The organism is Xanthomonas populi (assembly GCF_002940065.1).
Lineage (GTDB): Bacteria > Pseudomonadota > Gammaproteobacteria > Xanthomonadales > Xanthomonadaceae > Xanthomonas > Xanthomonas populi.
Window position 1 is genome coordinate 1 of sequence record NZ_MDEJ01000033.1, and the last position, 19,681, is coordinate 19,681.

General features: G+C 63.9%; 16 protein-coding genes, 1 tRNA gene and 2 pseudogenes. 12 read left to right on the top strand and 7 right to left on the bottom strand.

The genetic code is table 11. The features are described 5' to 3' along the window. Both XpopCFBP1817_RS07415 and XpopCFBP1817_RS07420 read right to left on the bottom strand, forming a co-directional pair. A pseudogene (locus XpopCFBP1817_RS07415) lies at positions 1-140 on the bottom strand (IS481 family transposase); the annotation flags it as partial. A gap of 202 nt (positions 141-342) precedes the next feature. Beyond that, positions 343-419, bottom strand: a tRNA-Arg gene (locus XpopCFBP1817_RS07420). Positions 420-554: 135 nt separating this feature from the next. Here XpopCFBP1817_RS07420 and amaB point away from each other — a divergent pair. The 8 genes from amaB to XpopCFBP1817_RS07460 all read left to right on the top strand — a co-directional run bounded on the left by amaB (position 555) and on the right by XpopCFBP1817_RS07460 (position 8,806). Next, positions 555-2,087, top strand: a complete 1,533-nt coding sequence (gene amaB, locus XpopCFBP1817_RS07425; RefSeq protein ID WP_128416632.1) for an L-piperidine-6-carboxylate dehydrogenase — start codon at positions 555-557, stop codon at positions 2,085-2,087. A gap of 342 nt (positions 2,088-2,429) precedes the next feature. Then, positions 2,430-2,714, top strand: coding sequence for a DUF4190 domain-containing protein (locus XpopCFBP1817_RS07430; protein WP_128416633.1), 285 nt, complete (start codon positions 2,430-2,432; stop codon positions 2,712-2,714). Between the two features lie 2 nt (positions 2,715-2,716). Then, the gene (locus tag XpopCFBP1817_RS07435) at positions 2,717-3,484 is read left to right on the top strand and encodes a class I SAM-dependent methyltransferase (RefSeq protein ID WP_167393859.1); all 768 of its coding nucleotides are present in this window, start codon (positions 2,717-2,719) and stop codon (positions 3,482-3,484) included. A gap of 5 nt (positions 3,485-3,489) precedes the next feature. Further along, complete coding sequence (locus XpopCFBP1817_RS07440) at positions 3,490-4,545, top strand: quinone-dependent dihydroorotate dehydrogenase (RefSeq protein WP_128416635.1); 1,056 nt, start codon at positions 3,490-3,492, stop codon at positions 4,543-4,545. Beyond that, a complete protein-coding gene (gene murB, locus XpopCFBP1817_RS07445) occupies positions 4,542-5,603 on the top strand; it encodes a UDP-N-acetylmuramate dehydrogenase (RefSeq protein ID WP_128416636.1) in 1,062 nt (353 codons plus the stop codon). Before XpopCFBP1817_RS07440 ends, murB begins: the two co-directional genes overlap by 4 nt. Further along, on the top strand, positions 5,597-6,508 hold the full coding sequence (locus tag XpopCFBP1817_RS07450) for a DMT family transporter (RefSeq protein WP_128416637.1): 912 nt from the start codon (positions 5,597-5,599) through the stop codon (positions 6,506-6,508). The genes murB and XpopCFBP1817_RS07450 overlap by 7 nt, the downstream gene beginning before the upstream one ends. Positions 6,509-6,649: 141 nt before the next feature. Further along, on the top strand, positions 6,650-7,342 hold the full coding sequence (locus tag XpopCFBP1817_RS07455) for an aspartate/glutamate racemase family protein (RefSeq protein ID WP_128416638.1): 693 nt from the start codon (positions 6,650-6,652) through the stop codon (positions 7,340-7,342). A 231-nt stretch (positions 7,343-7,573) separates the two neighbouring features. After that, positions 7,574-8,806 carry an MFS transporter gene (locus XpopCFBP1817_RS07460; RefSeq protein ID WP_128416639.1) on the top strand — a complete coding sequence of 411 codons (1,233 nt, stop codon included), beginning with the start codon at positions 7,574-7,576 and terminating at the stop codon, positions 8,804-8,806. A gap of 83 nt (positions 8,807-8,889) precedes the next feature. On the opposite strand, the gene XpopCFBP1817_RS07465 is transcribed toward XpopCFBP1817_RS07460, so the two are convergent. The 3 genes from XpopCFBP1817_RS07465 to ispG form a co-directional block, all read right to left on the bottom strand. After that, positions 8,890-9,396, bottom strand: coding sequence for a cupin domain-containing protein (locus tag XpopCFBP1817_RS07465; RefSeq protein ID WP_128416640.1), 507 nt, complete (start codon positions 9,394-9,396; stop codon positions 8,890-8,892). 219 nt (positions 9,397-9,615) lie between these two features. Beyond that, a complete protein-coding gene (locus tag XpopCFBP1817_RS07470; RefSeq protein ID WP_128416641.1) occupies positions 9,616-10,314 on the bottom strand; it encodes a phosphatase PAP2 family protein in 699 nt (232 codons plus the stop codon). Then, positions 10,295-11,560, bottom strand: a complete 1,266-nt coding sequence (gene ispG, locus XpopCFBP1817_RS07475) for a flavodoxin-dependent (E)-4-hydroxy-3-methylbut-2-enyl-diphosphate synthase (protein ID WP_128416642.1) — start codon at positions 11,558-11,560, stop codon at positions 10,295-10,297. Before ispG ends, XpopCFBP1817_RS07470 begins: the two co-directional genes overlap by 20 nt. A gap of 120 nt (positions 11,561-11,680) precedes the next feature. Between ispG and XpopCFBP1817_RS07480 the strand changes: the two genes are divergently transcribed. The 3 genes and pseudogenes from XpopCFBP1817_RS07480 to XpopCFBP1817_RS23925 form a co-directional block, all read left to right on the top strand. Beyond that, complete coding sequence (locus XpopCFBP1817_RS07480) at positions 11,681-12,907, top strand: ATP-binding protein (RefSeq protein ID WP_167393860.1); 1,227 nt, start codon at positions 11,681-11,683, stop codon at positions 12,905-12,907. Beyond that, complete coding sequence (locus tag XpopCFBP1817_RS07485) at positions 12,904-13,482, top strand: response regulator transcription factor (protein WP_128416644.1); 579 nt, start codon at positions 12,904-12,906, stop codon at positions 13,480-13,482. Before XpopCFBP1817_RS07480 ends, XpopCFBP1817_RS07485 begins: the two co-directional genes overlap by 4 nt. A 535-nt stretch (positions 13,483-14,017) precedes the next feature. Further along, positions 14,018-14,200 (top strand): annotated as a pseudogene (locus tag XpopCFBP1817_RS23925) (IS110 family transposase); the annotation flags it as partial. Positions 14,201-14,595: 395 nt separating this feature from the next. Here XpopCFBP1817_RS23925 and XpopCFBP1817_RS07495 read toward each other — a convergent pair. Then, a complete protein-coding gene (locus tag XpopCFBP1817_RS07495) occupies positions 14,596-15,582 on the bottom strand; it encodes a glycoside hydrolase family 5 protein (RefSeq protein ID WP_167393861.1) in 987 nt (328 codons plus the stop codon). Positions 15,583-16,025: 443 nt separating this feature from the next. Here XpopCFBP1817_RS07495 and XpopCFBP1817_RS07500 point away from each other — a divergent pair, with 443 nt between their 5' ends. Next, the gene (locus tag XpopCFBP1817_RS07500; protein ID WP_425479081.1) at positions 16,026-17,873 is read left to right on the top strand and encodes a sensor domain-containing phosphodiesterase; all 1,848 of its coding nucleotides are present in this window, start codon (positions 16,026-16,028) and stop codon (positions 17,871-17,873) included. Positions 17,874-17,958: 85 nt separating this feature from the next. Here the strand turns inward: XpopCFBP1817_RS07500 and XpopCFBP1817_RS07505 are convergent, their stop codons facing one another. Continuing rightward, a complete protein-coding gene (locus XpopCFBP1817_RS07505) occupies positions 17,959-19,521 on the bottom strand; it encodes a sodium/sugar symporter (protein WP_128416647.1) in 1,563 nt (520 codons plus the stop codon). Positions 19,522-19,681: the final 160 nt, after the last annotated feature.

Here is a 19,681-nt window from a genome sequence, read left to right on the forward strand (position 1 = left end):
TCCGCGTCTTCCACTTCGCCACCGTCTTTTGATTGATGCCGTAACGCTTGGAAAGCGCTCTCAGCGCTCTCTTGACTCTGCGGTATCGATCGACGGATCGCCTCTGTCGCGGTGGCGCTCCCATGTAGAACCTGGCCCATTGTGCTTGCTTCCATTCGAGTGAAAAGAGTGCACCATCAAAGCCTGGGATCAAACACCTAGCAAGAAGTCGCCCAGCTCTAGCCGACAAAAGCAGACAACTGACCTTCGTACCGACTGTGTGCCGGCTGTGCAAAATCAGGTCCGAAACATGGTGGAATAGAGCTACCTAGCAGTTTTGCACTAGGCCTAAGTAATTGATTATGGTGACCCCGGCCCGATTCGAACGGGCGACCTTCCCCTTAGGAGGGGGACGCTCTATCCAGCTGAGCTACGGGGCCAAGGGCGGCATTGTCGCACAATCGTTGCGATTGCTAAGCCGGTGGGTGGTCGGCGGAGCCTGCTAAAATCGGCGGCTACCCGTGTCGCGGGTGGCCCTGGTCGCCGCGCGACCGTCCCGACTTTTTGGAGATTCCATGTCCGCTGACCTGCTCAAGGCGCTCGACCTCGCCGCGTCCAATTCCGGTACCTATCTTGGCCAGGCGACCTGGTCGCAGGCCACCGGCGCCGGGGTGCTGCAACCGCTCAATCCGACCACCAACGCAGTGATCGCCGATGTGCAGGCGACCACGCCGGAGGACTACGAGCTGATCGTCCAGCGTGCGCAGGCCGCCTTCAAGCTGTGGCGGACCACCCCTGCGCCGCGCCGTGGCGAAGCCGTTCGTCTGTGTGGCGAGGCGCTGCGTGCGCACAAGGATGCGCTGGGCTCGCTGGTGGCGCTGGAAATGGGCAAGAGCAAGCCCGAGGGCGATGGCGAGGTGCAGGAGATGATCGACATCGCCGACTTCGCGGTGGGCCAGAGCCGTATGCTCTACGGCTACACCATGCATTCGGAGCGGCCGGGCCACCGCATGTATGAGCAGTACCAGCCACTGGGCCTGGTCGGCATCATCAGTGCGTTCAACTTCCCGGTGGCGGTGTGGGCGTGGAATGCGTTTCTGGCGGCGATCTGCGGCGATATCTGCCTCTGGAAGCCGTCCAACAAGACCCCGCTGACCGCGATCGCGACGATGAAGATCTGCAATGCGGCATTGAAGGACGCCGGCTTCCCGGACATTTTCTTCCTGATCAACGATGCCGGCACATCGCTATCAGAGAAGCTGGTCGAAGACGGCCGCGTGCCGCTGATCAGCTTCACCGGTTCGACCCAGATCGGCCGCGTGGTCGCCGAGAAGGTCGCCCACCGTCTGGGCCGTTGCCTGCTGGAGCTGGGCGGCAACAACGCCATCATCCTGGACGACACTGCCGACCTGAAGCTGGCCATCCCGGGCATCGTGTTCGGCGCGGTGGGCACCGCCGGGCAGCGCTGCACCACCACGCGCCGCCTGATCGTGCACGCATCCATCCACGACAACGTGCTGGCCACGCTGGTCAAGGCGTACAAGCAGCTCGACAGCAAGATCGGCGACCCCACCGACCCGGCAAACCTGATGGGTCCGCTCAACAGCCAGGGCGCGGTGGAGCAGTTCCTGGCTTCGATCGCCAAGGCCAAGGCCGCTGGCGGCACGGTCGAAGTGGGCGGCACCGCGATCGATCGTCCGGGCAACTTCGTGTTGCCGGCCATCGTCACCGGGCTGAAGAACAGCGACGCGGTGGTGCAGCACGAGACCTTTGCGCCGATTTTGTATGTGATGAAGTACAGCTCGCTGGATGAGGCGATCGAGCTGCAGAACGGCGTGCCGCAGGGCCTGTCGTCGTCGATCTTCACCCAGAACCTGAAGGCGGCCGAGAAGTTCCTGTCGGCGGCCGGCAGCGACTGCGGCATCGCCAACGTCAATATCGGCACCTCCGGTGCGGAAATCGGCGGCGCGTTCGGTGGCGAAAAAGAGACCGGCGGTGGTCGCGAATCCGGCTCGGATGCGTGGAAGGTCTATATGCGCCGCCAGACCAATACGATCAACTACTCCGACTCGCTGCCGCTGGCCCAGGGCATCAAGTTCGATCTTTGACTGAGGCTGTGAACGGCGCCGGGCACTGACCCGGCGCGCTGTCCCGGGCGCGTGAGAACGCAGCTGTATCGGTCAATAAACGCGTGCTTTCATCATGGCTGGCGGTTTTAAAGACGCAACGACAAGGGGCCGACCAGGAAACAGGCGACCCACTCGGCAACACACTCTGCGCATGAAGATCCGGACCTGACGCAGCGCGATCCGGCATGTCAGCCTGCTCAATCCCGCCAAACACGATCACGCAGCGCGTTTGCCCGCACACGGCACGCCTTTTGGGCGGCCGCTCTGGGATAATCGTGCCGCACCGGTAGTCGGGTGCGGGCCCAATCTCAGGAGTTGCTGATGAACCTTGTCGTTCGACAGACCAGTGCCATGGCCATCGTCAGCCTGGTCGCAGGCATTCTTGGCTGGACGCTGATCCCGTTCCTCGGCAGCCTCTGCGCCATCATCACCGGCCATCTGGCGCGGGCGGAAATCCGCCGCAACCCGCAGGGGTTGGACGGCGACGGGCTGGCCATCGGCGGGCTGATTCTTGGCTGGCTGGCGATAGCGCTCTGGGTGGCAGGCGTCGCGATCTTCATCCTGTTCTTCGGTGGCCTGGCCTGGCTTGCGGCCGCCAACAGTTGAGCATGGCCGCGCCCTCCTCCGCCCAACGCTTCAACGACCGCGTCGCGGCCTATGTGCGCTATCGGCCGAGCTATCCGCCGCAGCTGCTGCGCTGGCTGCACGAAGAGCTGGGCGTGACGCCGGCCACCACGGTGGCCGATATCGGCGCCGGCACCGGTATTTCCAGTCGTCTCTTTCTGGAAGCCGGTTATCCGGTCACGGCGGTGGAGCCCAACCCGGCCATGCGTGAAGCCGCGCAACAGTGGCTGGCGGGGTTTCCCAAGTTTCAGGCCATCGACGGCACCGCCGAGGCCACCAGGCTGGCCGATGCGAGCTTTGGCCTGGTTTGCGCAGCGCAGGCCTTCCACTGGTTCGACATGCAGGCGGTGCGTGCCGAGTGGGCGCGCATCCTGCAGCCCGAGGGGCTGGCGGTGATCTACTGGAACACCCGCGAGCTGGACACCACCGCCTTCTTGCGCGGCTATGAGCACATCCTGCTGGACTACGGCACCGACTATTCGGCCGTGTACGAGCGCTACCAGGACGATGCCACCATGCAGGCGTGGTTCGGCGAAAGATTCCGCGCGATGGCACGCTTCCCGAATGTGCAGCGGCTGGATTTCGACGCCTTGCGTGGCCGGCTGTTGTCTTCGTCCTATGCGCCGCTGGCGCACGATCCGCGTCATGCACCGATGCTCGCTGCGCTACGCACGCTGTTCGATGCGCATGCGCACGAAGGGCACATCGACTTCCAATACCAGACCCGCGTTTTCGCCGGGGGATTGAACTGACCCGCATGTATTCGCTTGCCCGCCCCTTCCTGTTTTCCCTCGACGCCGAGCGCGCCCACGCGTTGGCCCTGCGCTCCATCGACACCGCGTACCGCACCGGCACTACGCCGCTGCTGGCCAAACGCCCGGTGCCCCTGCCAACGCCTGCATTCGGCCTGATGTTTCCCAATCCGGTCGGCCTCGGCGCGGGGCTGGACAAGAACGGCGAACATATCGATGCGCTGCTTGCGCTGGGTTTTGGCTTTGTCGAGATCGGCACGGTGACGCCGCGGTCGCAGGAGGGCAATTCCAAGCCGCGCATGTTCCGGCTGCCGGAGTACCAGGCGGTGATCAACCGCATGGGCTTTAACAACCTGGGCGTGGATGCGCTGGTGCACAACGTGCAGCGTGCGCGCCGTCGCGGCGGCCTGCTTGGCATCAACATCGGCAAGAACAAGGACACCCCCAACGAAGAAGCGACCAGCGACTACCGCTATTGCATGGAGCGCGTGTACCCGCTGGCCGACTACATCACCGTCAATATTTCCTCGCCCAACACCGCCGGCCTGCGCGAGTTGCAGGAAGAACAGGCGCTGCGTCGTTTGATCGCCGATCTGCGCGAAACCCAGGAAGCCTTGGCTGCGCAACACGGCAAACGCGTGCCGATGCTGGTGAAGGTGGCGCCGGACCTCAACGACCGCGACATCGATGCGGCCGCGCGCGTGCTGGCCGACCTGGCGGTAGATGGCGTGATCGCCACCAACACCACGGTGACGCGCACCTTGATCGCCAACCATCCATTGGCTGGCGAGACCGGCGGATTGTCTGGCGCACCGCTGCTTGGGCAATCCACCTTGGTGCTGCGACGCTTGCGCGCGCGCCTGCCCGAATCGATTCCGTTGATCGGCGTGGGCGGCATCAACTCCGGTGCGGATGCACTGGCGAAGATGGCCGCCGGCGCAACCCTGGTGCAGTGCTATAGCGGCCTGGTGTATCGCGGGCCGCAGTTGATCGGCGACTGCGTGGATGCAATCCGTCGCCGCCGCGAAGCGCCAAGCGGCGGTGCGGTGCCGTCGTTATGAGCGAGGCCGTGCCGGCGGGCTGGCAATTGCGCGAGCACGCGCCGCTGCGTGCGCTCAACACCTTTCATGTGGATGCCACGGCGCGCTGGTTGCTCAGCATCTACGCGCCCGACGCATTACCGCAGGCACTGGCCGCTCCCGAGATCGCCGGGCAAACACTACTGGTGCTCGGCAGCGGCAGCAACGTGTTGCTGGCAGGCGACCCGCCCGGCTGCGTGCTGTGTTTCGAAAACCGCGATCTGAGCATCATTGCGCACCACGCCGACCACGCCGACCACGCCATCGTGCGCGCCGGTGCCGGCGTGAACTGGCATGCGCTGGTGCTGTATTCGCTCCAGCAAGGCTTGTCGGGATTGGAAAATCTGGCATTGATTCCCGGCACGGTGGGCGCCTGCCCGATCCAGAACATCGGCGCCTACGGCGCGCAGGTGGGCGACTTCATCCACGTGGTGGAAGCCTTTGATCGGCACGCCCACCAGCGCGTGCGATTGACTGCAGAGGAGTGCGCCTTCGGCTATCGCGACAGCGTGTTCAAGCAACTGCCGGAGCGCTATCTGATCGTGGCGGTGGAATTCAATCTGCCGCTGCTGCACGAGTTGCGGCTGGACTATGCCGGCATCCGCGAGGAACTCGCCAGCATGGGCGCCGAGCTGGCCGGTGCTGCCGATGTGGCACAGGCGGTGATCAACATCCGTCGGCGCAAATTGCCGGACCCGGCTGTGCTCGGCAATGCGGGCAGTTTCTTCAAGAACCCGTTGCTGCCGAGCGAGCAGATCGCTGCATTGCAGGCCACCTTTGCCGACATGCCGGTGTATCCCGGCGAACAGCCCGGCCAGGGCAAGTTGTCGGCGGCCTGGTTGATCGAGCAATGCGGCTGGAAAGGCCGGCGCGAGGGCGATGCCGGGGTGTCGCCGGATCACGCCTTGGTGCTGGTCAATTACGGCACGGCCAGCGGTGCGCAATTGCTGGAATTTGCGCGGCGCATCGCCGAATCGGTCCGCGAGCGTTACTCGGTGATTCTGGAACCGGAACCGCGCGTCATCGGAGCGCATTGGTGACAGCCCAGCAGGCGTCGCGACGTGCCGCACTGTGGATGCTCACCAGTACTCTCGCCTTCGGCCTGATGGCCATCGCCATCCGGCTGGCTTCAAGCAACGTCGCGACCACCGAGATCGCATTCTTTCGCAATGCATTCGGTTTATTGGCGTTGTTGCCGCTGATCGTGCGACCGGGCAAGGCGCTGCCGCGCACGCGTCAGCTGCCGCAGTATCTGGCGCGCACTTCGATCGGTTTGGCGTCGATGCTGTGCGGGTTCTGGGCGATCGGTCATCTACCGCTGTCGCAGGCGATTTCGCTGTCTTATTCCACGCCGTTGTTCGTCACCGTGCTGGCGGTGGTATGGCTGCACGAACAGGTACGCATGCGCCGCTGGCTGGCGGTGGCCGCCGGGTTTATCGGCGTGGTGGTGATCCTGCGGCCGGGTTCGTCCACCTTTACGCCCGGCCTGCTGATTGCGCTGTTGGCCGCAGTCATCAGCGCGATCGTCGCGATCCAGATCAAGCAGCTCTCGCGTGACGACGACTCCGACACCGTGGTGTTCTACACCTATGTGTTCTGGGTGCCGATGTCGCTGATTCCGGCGCTGTTCCAGTGGACCTGGCCGCAGGGCATCGACTGGCTGTGGCTGGTGGCCACCGGCATCTTCGGCACCGCCGGGCAGGTGTTCTGGACGCGTGCGCTCAAGCTGGGCGAAGTCTCCGCACTTCAGCCGATCAGCTTCATGCAGCTGCCGCTGGTGGCGCTGCTGGGCTGGTGGTTGTTCGGCGAGGTGATCGAACGCCACACCTTGATCGGTGCGGCCATCATCATCGGCGCCAACGTTTACATCGCGCATCGCGAAAGCGTGCTGGCACGTCGCGCCGCCACACATGCGCCGGTGGAAGGCGCAAAACCGGGCGAGTGATCGACCGACTGTAGGCGGCCTAAAAGCCGCACGCGATGGCGTGGCGACGATGCCGACGTACACTGCGCTGTCTGCGCGCCACGGCATTGACGGCACGACGCACGCGCACTTTTTCGTTGACTGTTCCGAGATGAGGTCGGCATGCCGGTTCCAACCAAAACCACCGGCCTGATCGGCGGCATGAGCTGGAAATCCACCCTGCCCTACTACCGCATCATCAACCAGCGTGTGCGCCCTGTCTGCGGCGGCCTGCATTCGGCCAAGCTGCTGCTGTACAGCGTCAATTTCCATGAGATCGAGCGCCTGCAATACGCGGGCGATTGGGACGGCGCAGGCCAGGCGATGGCGACAGCGGCGCGGTCACTGCATGCCGGCGGCGCCGACTTCCGGGTGCTATGCGCCTGCGTTGCCGATGCGATCGCGTCGGCGACGCCGCTGCCGTTGTTGCATATCGCCGATGCCACCGCTGAGGCGCTGATTGCGGCGGGCGTCACCCGGGGCGCTCTGCTCGGCACCCGTTTCACCATGGAGCAGCCGTTCTATCGCGAGCGCCTGGCTGCGCACGGCTTGCAGGTGCTGGTGCCGCCGGCCGACGCACGCGCGCAACTGCATCGGGTGATCTACGACGAACTTTTCCAGGGCGTCATCAGGCCAGAGTTGCGCACCTATTTTCGTCAGGTCATGGCCAAACTCGGACAGCACGGTTCGCAAGCGATCATCCCGGGCAGCACCGAGATTTCGCTGCTGGTGAGCAGCAGCGATGCGCAGTTGCCGTTGTTCGACACCAACGCACTGCATGCCGAAGCGGCGGCGCAAGCAAGTGTGGACGATTGAGCGGTACCGAAAGCGCAGCCGCCGCGCCTTTCCCGAAGTGCAACCGCCTCGCCGTTGCGTTCAGACGTGCAAGCTGCGCCTTGCTCGCGCGGCAGCGCAGATGACTCAAACCTCACTGCTCCGGCACGCGCATTCACGCCATCACCTGCCACAGGATGTCATGCCTTGAAGACCGCTCCATAAACAGGCACTGAACCAGCAACCCAGCTAACAGGCGGCGATTACAAGACGCTGGCCTTGTCCGCACTGGGTGGCGCGCTGGAACTCTACGACTTCATCATATTCATTTTTTTTGCAACGGTGCTGGGAGAGCTGTTTTTCCCGCCAGGCATTCCGGACTGGATGCGCCAGTTGCAGACCTTCGGCATCTTTTCTGCCGGCTACCTGATCCGTCCGCTGGGCGGGATCGTGATGGCACACTTCGGCGATCTGCTTGGTCGCAAGCGCATGTTCGCGCTGAGCATCGGGCTGATGGCATTGCCCACGCTTTCCATCGGCGTGCTGCCGACCTATGCGCAGATCGACCTGGCCGCCCCGCTACTGCTGCTGACAATGCGGTTGCTGCAGGGTGCAGCCATCGGCGGCGAAGTCCCCAGTGCGTGGGTGTTCGTCGCAGAACACGTCCCGGCGCAGCGCAGAGGACTCGCTTGCGGGACATTGACCGCCGGCCTGGCCGCCGGCGTGCTGCTCGGTTCGCTCAGCGCAGGCGCAATCAATCGCGCCTTTACACCGCAGGAAATCGCCGACTACGCCTGGCGTCTGCCGTTCCTGGCAGGCGGTATCTTCGGCCTGCTTTCCGTGTATCTGCGGCGCTGGCTGCACGAAACACCGGTGTTCGCCGAGCTGATGGCCATGCGTGCTGTCGCGCGTGAAACGCCGCTCAAGGTGGTGCTGCGCGATCATCCACGCAGTCTGGCGTTATCGTTGTGGCTGACCTGGATGGTGGCAGCCGGGGTGCTGGTGGTGTCGTTGATGACGCCCACGTTGCTGCAGAGCGTGTATCGCTATCCGGCAGCGGTCGCCTTGCAGGCCAATCTGCTCGCGGTCCTGCTGCAGGCCATCGGTTCGATCGTGGCCGGCGCGTTGTCCGATCGCTGGGGCAACGGACGCGTGCTGCTTGCCGGCAGTGTGTTTCTGGGCATTAGCGCATGGCTGTTCTATCGCCTGGCGGGCGACCAGCAGTTGTTGTTTCCGCTGTACGCCCTGCTGGGCGCGGCGCTCGGCATCCTAGGTGCGATCCCGCGCGTCATGGTCGAAGCGTTTCCGCCGGCGGTCCGCCTGTCTGGCGTGTCGTTCGCCTACAACCTGGGCTATGCCGTCTTTGGTGGCCTGACCCCGCTGGTGGTGGTGATGTTGCTCAAACAGCACCCGATGGGACCGGCTTATTACATGATTCTGCTGGCAGTGATTGGTAGCGTGGTCGGACTGCAGTTGTGGCGCCGGGAGCGTGCAATTGGTTCCTGAGTACCAGGCAGCAAACGGCCGCTGCGATCAGGACATTTAATGAAAGCGCGCCACGTCTGCGGACACGCTGTCAGTCCGCATGCTCAGCCATGCAGCCCATCGAGCTCGGGCAGCAGCACGACGCTTTCATGCGTATTCGGGTCGGTTCGGGCCACCAGAACCACGGCGGCTTCCACACCGTCGTTATAAGGCTGATGCGGCATGCCGGCCGGGATATAGAGAAAATCGCCCGGCTGCACCACGTCATGATGCTCCAATGCCGCGCCGTGCCAGACCTTGGAAACGCCTGTCAGCGCGTAGATGGCGGTCTCATGCGACGCATGCAGATGCGGCTTGGCGCGTCCGCCCGGCGCAATGGTCACAACCTGCAGGCTGAGACCTGTCGCGCCGGTACTTTGCGCAGAGATCCCCATCGCGTAGTGGACGCCCTGCGCTGCCAGGGCGTTGTCGCTCGCACGCAGTACGCGACATTTCTTCAGGTGGGAGTCGTTGGGTAAGACGTCTTGCACGCTGAGATCCTCAAAGAGCCTGGGCTGTTGTGCCGTCGCGTCAAAACGTGGCAGAAGTACGACCGCGTTGCGCGCATCCATCCTGCAACGCGCCGTCGCCGCGCCTCTCAACTCGATGATAATAGTCGCGCGGTTACGCCTGCCCGAGCAGAAACGCGAAACCTACTCCAGCCATACGAAAGCCCCAACGCTACGACTGCCCGCACGCGCTGACTCATACGATAAACCACAGTGTGTCTGCTCGACTCCTCCGTGCGCGCGCTTGCGGCAACAACGTTCGACATCGGAGCGGCCGTGCACTCAGGCCGAAGTGAGATGGCGACGCCAATGCGGCCGCCGTGCGCCGCGAAACATCAGCAGATACAGCCCGACCACCCACACCAGCGCGGCCGACCAACCGCCCAGAATGTCGGACGGGTAATGCACCCCAAAATAAATTCGCGACACCCCCACCAGCAACGCGAAACCGCTGGCGGCAATGGTCACCCGCCAGCGCCAGCGCGTGTTCCAGGCCAACGCGATGACCACCGCAGCCAGCGTCATCGAACCCATCGCGTGACCGCTGGGAAAGCTGAAAGTGCTTTCCGGGGCGATTGATTCCCACAGGCTCGGGCGGTTGCGTTGAAAGAACCGTTTGGCGCCCATGTTCAACAAGGCCGAACCGCCGAAACACAGCGCAGCAAACGTACTCTCACGCCAACGGCGTAGCACCAGCAACACCAGCACGATGGCGATATCGACCGGAATCACGCCGTACTGGTAGCCGATTCGGGAGATCAGCCCGAAAAACCTATCCAGTCCCGGCGTGGCGATGCTGCGCATGCTCCACAGCAAGGGTTCGTCGAAGTAAAAATTTTCCAGCGCGTGGACTTCATCGGCAAGGTCCACGAACAACCCCAGCGGCAACAGCACGCCGGCAAACAATAACGCCATGCGCCACGCATTGCTGCGCAGCCATCCCCTGAAACCGGCCGGCGATTCAGCCGGCGCGGCGCACATAGGTGCGTTCGACGTACTGATCGATCAGATCGATGAACTCGTACGCGATGTTTTCACCCCGCAAGGTGACGCTTTTTTCGCCATCGATAAACACCGGTGCCGACGGCGCCTCGCCGGTGCCCGGCAACGAGATGCCGATATTGGCGTGGCGTGATTCGCCCGGCCCGTTGACCACGCAGCCCATCACCGCCAGGGTCATGTTTTCCGCGCCGGGGTTGCTGATCTTCCACTCCGGCATCTTGGCGCGCACATGGTTCTGCACCACGCCCGCCAGCTCCTGGAAGAACTCCGACGTGGTGCGGCCGCAACCAGGGCACGCCGTGACCATCGGCGTAAAAGCGCGCTGGCCGGTGGTCTGCAGCAGTTCCTGCGCGACGATCACTTCCTGGGTGCGCGACTGGCCCGGCTCCGGCGTCAGCGAGATGCGGATGGTGTCGCCGATGCCTTCCTGCAGCAGCACGCTCAGCGCCGCAGCCGAGGCCACGATGCCCTTGCTGCCGATGCCGGCTTCGGTCAGGCCCAGATGCAGCGCGAAGTCGCAACGCGCGGCCATATCGCGATACACCGCAATCAACTCCTGAACGCCGGAGACCTTGGCCGACAGAATGATGCGTTCGCGCGCCAGGCCAAGCTCCACCGCACGTTCGGCAGAATCCACTGCCGAGCGGATCAATGCCTCGCGTAGCACGCGGCCGGCATCCCAGGGCGTGTCGCGCCTGGAATTCTCGTCCATCAACTGCGCCGCCAAGGATTGATCCAACGAACCCCAGTTGGCGCCGATGCGCACCGGCTTGTCGTACTTGATCGCGAACTCGATCAGCTGTGCGAACTGCAGATCCTTCTTCTTTCCGAAACCGACATTGCCCGGATTGATGCGGTACTTGGCCAGCGCCTCGGCGCAGGCCGGCTCGGCCGCGAGCAGCTGGTGACCGTTGTAATGGAAGTCGCCGATCAACGGCACCTCAATCCCCATCATGCGCAGCTTGTCGGCGATGCGCGGGAGAGCCGCCGCCGACTCGGCGTTGTTGACGGTCAGGCGCACCATTTCCGAGCCGGCGCGCCAGAGCTCGGACACCTGCTTGACGCTGCCGGCGATGTCGGCGGTGTCGGTGTTGGTCATCGACTGGACCACCACCGGTTGGCCGCCGCCCACGATCACGCTGCCGATCTTGACGGTGCGGGTGATGCGGCGCGGCCAAGCGGTGGCGTCGGCGGGAGGGGTTGGGCGGGTCACGGCGTCGTACATGGCGGTATTTTAGCCTGTCAGCGGTCCGCTCACAGCTGAAGCGCCGCGCGGGCCGTCTTCCACACCGATGCGACGGTTTGTCGCATACCTTAACCTCCCTGAGCGCATAGCATTGCCGTGATGAACAGCTCCGACGCGTCCTTCCTGCGAACCCTCTGCAGCCTGCGTTGGCTGGCCACCGCCGGCCAGGCGGCCACCATCCTGGTCGCCACCGGGCTGATGGGGCTGAACCTGCCGAAGCAACCCTTGTGGGCCGGTGTGGCTGCGCTGGCGCTGTTCAACCTGAATGCGCAGTTGCGGGTTGCCCACCGCGGTGCGGTCAGCCAGGCGACCGAGTTCGGCCACATTCTGTTCGATGTCACCGTACTGACCTGGATGGTGGGCTGGAGCGGCGGCATCGCCAATCCGTTCGGCTCGTTGTTTCTGATCCTGATCGCCCTGGCCGCGCTGGCCTTGCCGCTGGGCTGGGCGATGGCAGTGGCAGCGTCCTGCGTGGCGGGCTATGTGATCAGCGCCGCCTTCGGGCTGCCGCTGCCCTACGGCAGTTTCGATCCGCTGAGCCTGCACATGTGGGGCATGGCGGCCAATTTCCTGTTATCCACGGTGGTGGTGCTAGCGTTCGCCACCCGGCTGGCCTTGTCGATGCGCGAACGCGAGCGCGAGATCTCCACGTTGCGCGAGCGCTTTGCGCGCAACGAGGGCATCGTCGCGCTGGCTACGCATGCGGCCTCGGTCGCGCATGAATTGAATACCCCGCTGGCAACGATGACCTTGCTGGTCGACGACATCGCCGACCAATGCCACCAGAGCGAGTTACGCGAAGATCTGGACACCTTGCGCGAGCTGCTGATGCAGTGCCATCAGCGTGTGTTGGCGTTGGCCGCGCCGGCCGACAACGGCCATCTGAGCCGCGAGGTAGCGGTTGAGGACGTGCTGCAACAATGGCGCCTAGTGCGCCCGACCATCGAGCTGCGGCGCAACGACGACGCACCGATGCGTCTGCTGCTGCAGCCCGGCGTCAGCCACCTGCTCATGGTGCTGCTCAACAATGCTGCCGATGCCGGCGAACGAGCCGGCCGGCCGCAGATCGATCTGACACTGCGCGTGGAGCAGGACCATCTCAGCGGCGAAGTGCGCGACTACGGGATGGGCTTCGACACCTCGCAAGCCATGCTGCCGGGCACATTGTTCAACAGCGGCAAGCCCGACGGCATGGGTGTGGGGCTTGCGTTGTCGCACGCCACCGTCGAGCGGCTGCAGGGCGGATTGTGGATGCTGCCGGCAGAAGGCAGCGGCGCCCGCGTCGGTTTCCGCCTGCCGCTCTCCGAACATGAGGCACTCGCATGACAAGCACTCCCCTGCGTACCGGCCTGCTGGTCGACGACGACACCTTGTACCTGCGCACGCTGAAACGCAGCCTCGCCCGCCGCGGCGTGGAAACGTTGACCGCTACCGACGCGGCCAGCGCGCTGTCGATCGCACGTAGCGCGTTGCCGGATTTCGCCTTGATCGATCTCAAACTCGGCCATGATTCCGGACTGAGCCTGATTCAGCCGCTGCGCGAAATCCGCACCGACATGCGCATCCTGCTGGTCACCGGTTACGCGAGCATCGCCACTGCGGTGGAGGCGATCAAACTCGGCGCCGACGACTATCTGCCCAAGCCAGCCAACATCCCCACCATCATGCGCGCGCTGGGGGAAGAGGACGACGAGTTGCCCGAGCCGGACGAAGAAGAAACCGCGAAGGAAATGATGACCCCGCTCAGCCGTCTGCAGTGGGAGCACATCCAGCAGGCGCTGCACGAAACCGGCGGCAATGTCTCTGCCGCCGCACGCCTGCTCGGCATGCACCGGCGCTCACTGCAACGCAAGTTGACCAAGCGGCCAAGCCCGGGTCCGTTACGCGAGCCAGGGCGTTGAGGCGTGGCTAGGTTGTCGTGAGCAAGAGAACCGAGATTTCGAGTCGTAGCGTCGTCTAGATGCAGTCGAACACTGAGTCGGTCGAGCGCGCGGTGCCCTCGCCGCTCGCGGGACACGCCGTGCATCCATCCATGGAGGCTCCGTGGCGGCCTCCATGCCGCCACAGGGTCACGCAAGCGGTGAGGACACCGCACCAAAATATTGGATGTGGCCGTCCACCGCGGCCCTTTGCGCAGTTTCACAAGACACTCGCGGGCCACCGCAAGCTGTCTCCTGGCTGGCACACCATGAGTCTGGCCAGGTTGTCCTGGAGGCCTCTGGTGGCTATGAACAGCGGGTGCTGGATGCCCTGTTCGACGCCGGTCACCTGGTCGTGCGGGTCAATGCGCGCCGCTGCCATGCGTTCGTCGCTGCCATCGGCCTGCCGGCAAACACAGATCGTCTGGACGCCGCCGATCTCGCCTGCATAGCTGGCACGCTGGAGCGACGTCCCTCTCAACCGATGGCGCCTTGGCGGCGACGGCTGCGAGCGTGCGTGCGCGACAACCTGTACATGGCATGCCTGTCTGCCATCCAGCATGAGCCCCGGATCCGGGAGTTCTACCGGTCGCTGCGAGTACGCGAAACGCCCGACAAGGTCGCCGTCGTGGCGGCGATGCGAAAGATGCGCGTCATCCTCAACGCCCGAGCGCGAGAGGCTCAAGCCGTTACGACGTAAGTGTGCATGCTCTGGAACAGTCCGATGGCTGCCGTCCAGCGGCCGGCACTGCCCTGCCCCGCTTCCGGAACGGCCAGAGTCCCCTTCAACAACACCGTTGCTACAGGGACGTGCTTGCGGCGTTTCCGGCGAGGGTGGGCGGGCAATGGCCCTGCAGCCCTGCAGCCCTGCAGCCAAGCCACAGATCGGCCGCTGTGCAACAGCCTATTCTTAGCGACCAGGCCTCCCAGGAAAACCGATATCTCAAAGTCTTGAAGCCTGCTCAAGCAGCCTTCAAGCAGCGCGGGACGATTCACGCGTGCTTCGAAAACGCGCGCCAGGTTCAGGCGTAGACGCGATCATCATACCCAATGCCGATTCAAAAGACCATCGACGCACGTTGACGGGCCTGAATCTCAACGCGGGCCAAACACGCTCGCCCTGCGCGAGGTTGCGGCAATGCCGTCGGCGCCAAGAAGCAATCTGCTTCCCCAGATGCTGAGACGTGCGGCGTTCCAACCAACGGCAATGTCCAGCGACTTCGTGCTGCTGTCGTTACCCGACCACGACCAGCCCATGTAGCCGACGTTGTATTCGCGTGCACGGCGCATGATCGCTGCTTCGTCCACGTGCGCGCCGCGATGGTCTCCACCGAACTCGCCGATCACCAACACCAGTTTTTTATCGCGGAAGGCACGCAGATAATTGTTGACCGTCGCATCGCTGCCGAACACTTCGTACATGTGCACGCTGAAGATCACATTGCGGCGGCTGTCGCGCACCAGCAGTGCAGCGGCATTATCGCGCATGTAGAACTGCCAGTCCTGGCCCCAGTTGGGCGCATCCACCATCAAGGCATGGGTCAGTCCGGTCTTGCGTAATGCGGCGATCGCGGTTGCATGGCCGTTGACCCATTCGCTGGCGTTCAAGCGATTGCCGAACGGTTCGTTGCCGATATTGATGATGATGTGGTCTTCGTTGCCGATCAGCGCCTTGCGGATGCTGGTCCAGTAAGCGGTGGCATGGGCCAGACCGGCGGCGGCGCCGTCTTCGCCATAGCCGGTGGTGTCGTGCACTTCCAACACTGCAATCAGGCCCAGGCTCTTGCAACGCGCGATGATGCGCGTCACCTCGGCCTCCGGCGTGCGGTTCCAGCGGTAACCGGAACTGAGCGTCACCCGCACACTGTTGGCGCCGGTCGCAGCGATGGCCCCCAATGCCGCATCGGTGCGGCTCGCATACCAGGCATGCGGTAGATTGACCCCGCGCAACACCAACGCATTGCCGTTGGACTCACGCAGCTGTGTGCCAGAGACCGACAATCCCGCATGCGCGGCAGATGAGAGCGCCAGACCGACGGTGATCAGGAGCATGCGTTGAGCAAAAGATTTCAATGATTTCACGATCGGCTTCCAGGCAGGGGCGTTGTAACCGCGACAGCGGAAATCACAATCCGCGTGAAGACTGGTGGCAACTCATGACAGCATTCAGTGCAACGCAAATCACAGAAGCGGGGCACGCGTTGAAATGCGTCGGACGCAACGATGGGTTGTCTCTGGCGATACACGGCGTACAGTCAGTAATCGGCCGTAAGCCGGAAATGTTTAGCCGTCTCGGCGCATTCCGTTGCCGCCTGTGCACCAGGTTTTGCAGAGCAGCAATGTCGGTCGAGTCAGACCAATCACCAACGCTGCGAGTCGCGGTAATTCCACGCGATTTCATCTATTCGGCCAGCAAAGGCTTATCGCAGGCCGCTTTCCGGCAACACGCGCCGGCATCAACTGAACAAAGCCAGTTGCCCTGATCAAGGGATCACGCTTCAGGCCGATACAAACACATGCAATCTATGCCCGCTTCTGCCGAACCCCTGCTTCCGCCCCTGGCCGATGAATCGACCCGGCTGGCCGTCCTGCGCGGCCTGTGCCTGTTGGACTCGCCACCGGACCCGATGTTCGAAAGCATCGCCGCAATGGCCGCACGCAGTCTGGGCGCGGACATTGCGCTGGTCTCGCTGGTGGACGAGCACCGTCAGTGGTTCAAGGCGCGCATCGGTCTGGAGGCGCAGGAAACCCCGCGCGACCAGGCGTTCTGTGCACATGCGATCGGCTCGGACGAGGTGATAGTTGTGCCGGACGCGCGACTGGACCCGCGCTTCTGCAACAACCCGCTGGTCCTGGGCCCGCCGTTTATCCGCTTTTACGCAGGTGCACCGCTGAAACTGCTGGACGGCCACAGCATCGGTTCGCTGTGCGTGATCGGCACCAGCCCGCGCCCGGGCCTGGACGCAGCGGCAATCATCCAGTTGGAAGGCCTGCGCGACCTGGCCGTGCTGCGGGTGGGAAACCTGCGCTGCACCACCTATCGCGACGGCCCGACCGGCCTACCCAATCGTTCGCGCTTTGGCGAGGATCTGGATGCCTGGCTGTTGCAGCAAGATGCCGCAGCGACCACCACTGCAGTGGCGGTAGACATCTGCGGCAGCGATTATTTCCGCGACATGGTCAAGGCGCTGGGCTGGGATTACGCCGACGGCTATGTGGCGCTTGCCCACCGCCGTCTGGCGACGTATCTGCCGGCCGGCACAACGCTGTATCGACTGGATCCGACCACCTTCGGCTTTCTGGCGCAGGCCGAGACGCAGCGCTTGTCCACGTTGTGCACCAAGGTCTCCAAGGCCTTCGCCGAGCCGCTCGAACATCAAGGCATTCCGCATACGGCAGTAGCCTCGATCGGTGCGGTTTCGCTGCAAACCAGTTATGGCGCAGCCGATACCATTCGCTCGCTCACCACCGCGGTGGATGTCTCGCGCGAGCGTGCATTGCCGTGGAGCATGTACGAGCGCAAGCACGATGTGGCCCAGCGCAATACCTTCCGCCTGTTGGCCGCCCTACCCGCCGCGCTGGACAGCGCCGGTCAGCTGCGCCTGCACTACCAGCCGCGCGTGGATCTGCACGATCACCGCTGCGTGGCGGTGGAAGCACTGCTGCGCTGGCAGCACCCGATGATCGGCCCAGTGATGCCCTCGGACTTCATCCCGATGGCCGAGAAAACCGCGCTGATCAATCGCATCACTGCCTGGGTCATCGACAACGGCATCGCCCAGGCCGCACGTTGGCAGCAGCAGGGCCTGGACTTCAACCTGGCCTTGAACGTGTCGGCCGCCGATCTGGACCGCCCCGGCTTTGCCGGTCTGCTGCGGCGCGGACTGGAGCGCCACAAGCTGGACCCGCGCCGGCTGGAAATCGAATTCACCGAAAGCGCGATGATCCGCCACCCCGAACATCTGGCCGAGCAATTGGCTGCCATCGCGGCGCTGGGCGTGCACATCGCGATCGACGACTTCGGCACCGGCTACAGCAATTTCAGCTATCTCAAGCAGCTGCCGGCCAGCGCGTTGAAGATCGACCAATCGTTCGTCCGCTCGCTGCCGGACAGCCGCACCGACCGCACCCTGGTGCCGGCGATGATCCAGCTCGGCCACAGCCTTGGCCAGCGCGTGGTCGCCGAAGGCATCGAATCGGCAGAGGCGTATGCGCAATTGCGCGCCTGGGGCTGCGACGAAGGCCAGGGTTACTGGATCGCCAAACCCATGCCGGCCGCCGCATTGGAAACCTGGCTGCAGACGCCGTGGAACACGCAATTTGAAGCGCCGGTCAACCTGCTCGCTGCGGGCCTGGCTGCAGCGCGGATGTAGTCGGCAGGCTTGCAACGCAGCGCGGCGCGACACCTGCGTGCCGCGCCGCGTGCAAACAAGCGATGTCAGCCGGCTGCTTTGGCGATTACCAGAACACCGCGTATAGCGCGATGAGAATCACCACCACACCGATCGCCCCGATCTTGAAGCCCAGCGTGGTGCCGTAGGCCACATCGTCGGTGCGGATCAGATCGCGCGCCTGGGTGGGCGCCGTCAGCAACGACACCACCACCGCCAGCGCCAGCGCCGCCACGAACACCACGCCGATGCGGTCCATGAACGGCAGTTCCGGCCAGGCGAACTTGAGCGCGAACGACAGCACCACCGAACCGATCGCCGCGGTCAATGCACCGGCCTGGTTGGCGCGCTTCCAGAACAGCCCGAGCATGAAGATCACCACCACACCGGGCGTAAAGAAGCCGGTGAATTCCTGGATGAACTGAAAGCCCTGATCGAAGTTGCCCAGCAACGGCCGCGCGGTCAGGATGCCGATAACCACCGCCACGATGGCCACGACACGGCCCACGCGCACCAGCTGCTTCTGCTCGGTCTGCGGGCGGAACTTAGCATAGAAATCCAGGGTGAAGATCGTCGCCACCGAATTGATCTTCGATGCCAGCGAGGCCACGATCGCCGCCACCAGCGCGGCGAACACCAGGCCCAGAATACCGGTCGGCAACAACTGCATCATGGTCGGATAGGCCTGATCGGGCTTGGCCAGATCAGGCGCCAGCACCACCGCAGCGATGCCCGGTACCACGATTACCAACGGCATCAGCAACTTCAGGAACGCGGCGAACACCATGCCCTTCTGCGCCTCGCCGATGTTCTTGGCCGCCAGCGCGCGCTGGATGATGTACTGGTTGAAGCCCCAGTAGCTGATGTTCATGACCCACAGACCGCCGAGCAGCACGCTCAGGCCCGGCAGATCCTTGTAGAACGGGTTGTCCTTGCTCAGGATCATGTGGAAGTGCTCGGGGTGCGCACCCCACAGATGCTTGAAACCGGCCAGCACGCCGGCGCCATCGCCGATCCGCGCCATGGTCATGCCGGCTACCAGCAGGCCGCCCAGCACCAGCAGCGTGACCTGCACGATGTCGGTCAACGCAACCGCCTTCAGACCGCCATACAGCTGATAGACCAGCGCAAACATGCCGATCAGCGTCAACGCCAGGGTCTGATCCATGCCGGTAACCTGGCTGACCGCGATCGACCCCAGCCACAAAATCGAAGTGAGATTGACGAACACGTATAGCAGCAGCCAGAACACCGCCATCAGCGTGCGGATCCACTTGCCGTAACGCTGCTCCAGGAACTGCGGCATGGTGTAGATGCCGTTGCGCAGGAAGATCGGCAGGAAGAACTTGCCCACGATCAACAGCGTCAATGCCGCCATCCATTCATAGGACGCGATCGCAAGGCCAATCGCATAGCCGGAACCGGCCATACCGATGATCTGCTCGGCCGAAATGTTCGCGGCAATCAGCGAGGCGCCGATCGCCCACCACGGCAACGACTTGCTCGCCAGGAAGTAATCCTCGGCGCTCTTGGCATGGCCTGCCTTCTCGCGCGACACCCACTGCGCGAGCACGAAGATGCCAGTCAGATAGACCAGCACAATCACGATATCCAACGTTGCCAAACCCACTGCACTCTCCTGTCTGGCTCTGGGGTATGTGTCGTGGACCGGACAAGCCTGCACACTGCCGCCGCCCACACCGCGTGCGTAACGGCAGCGCGGCGAACCGCAGCTGCAGGCCATCCCGGCCGATCGACGCACGCTCCCGCGGCGGCTAATGACACCACCG

What these genes read in the sequence shown, in the direction of transcription:
- XpopCFBP1817_RS07455 (WP_128416638.1), top strand. Translation starts at nt 6,650, where the DNA reads ATGCCGGTTCCAACCAAAACCACCGGCCTGATCGGCGGCATGAGCTGG.
- XpopCFBP1817_RS07430 (WP_128416633.1), top strand. Translation starts at nt 2,430, where the DNA reads ATGAACCTTGTCGTTCGACAGACCAGTGCCATGGCCATCGTCAGCCTG.
- XpopCFBP1817_RS07480 (WP_167393860.1), top strand. Translation starts at nt 11,681, where the DNA reads ATGAACAGCTCCGACGCGTCCTTCCTGCGAACCCTCTGCAGCCTGCGT.
- XpopCFBP1817_RS07465 (WP_128416640.1), bottom strand. Translation starts at nt 9,396, where the DNA reads ATGGATGCGCGCAACGCGGTCGTACTTCTGCCACGTTTTGACGCGACG.
- XpopCFBP1817_RS07485 (WP_128416644.1), top strand. Translation starts at nt 12,904, where the DNA reads ATGACAAGCACTCCCCTGCGTACCGGCCTGCTGGTCGACGACGACACC.
- XpopCFBP1817_RS07435 (WP_167393859.1), top strand. Translation starts at nt 2,717, where the DNA reads ATGGCCGCGCCCTCCTCCGCCCAACGCTTCAACGACCGCGTCGCGGCC.
- XpopCFBP1817_RS07500 (WP_425479081.1), top strand. Translation starts at nt 16,026, where the DNA reads ATGCCCGCTTCTGCCGAACCCCTGCTTCCGCCCCTGGCCGATGAATCG.
- murB (WP_128416636.1), top strand. Translation starts at nt 4,542, where the DNA reads ATGAGCGAGGCCGTGCCGGCGGGCTGGCAATTGCGCGAGCACGCGCCG.
- ispG (WP_128416642.1), bottom strand. Translation starts at nt 11,560, where the DNA reads ATGTACGACGCCGTGACCCGCCCAACCCCTCCCGCCGACGCCACCGCT.
- XpopCFBP1817_RS07470 (WP_128416641.1), bottom strand. Translation starts at nt 10,314, where the DNA reads ATGTGCGCCGCGCCGGCTGAATCGCCGGCCGGTTTCAGGGGATGGCTG.
- XpopCFBP1817_RS07440 (WP_128416635.1), top strand. Translation starts at nt 3,490, where the DNA reads ATGTATTCGCTTGCCCGCCCCTTCCTGTTTTCCCTCGACGCCGAGCGC.
- amaB (WP_128416632.1), top strand. Translation starts at nt 555, where the DNA reads ATGTCCGCTGACCTGCTCAAGGCGCTCGACCTCGCCGCGTCCAATTCC.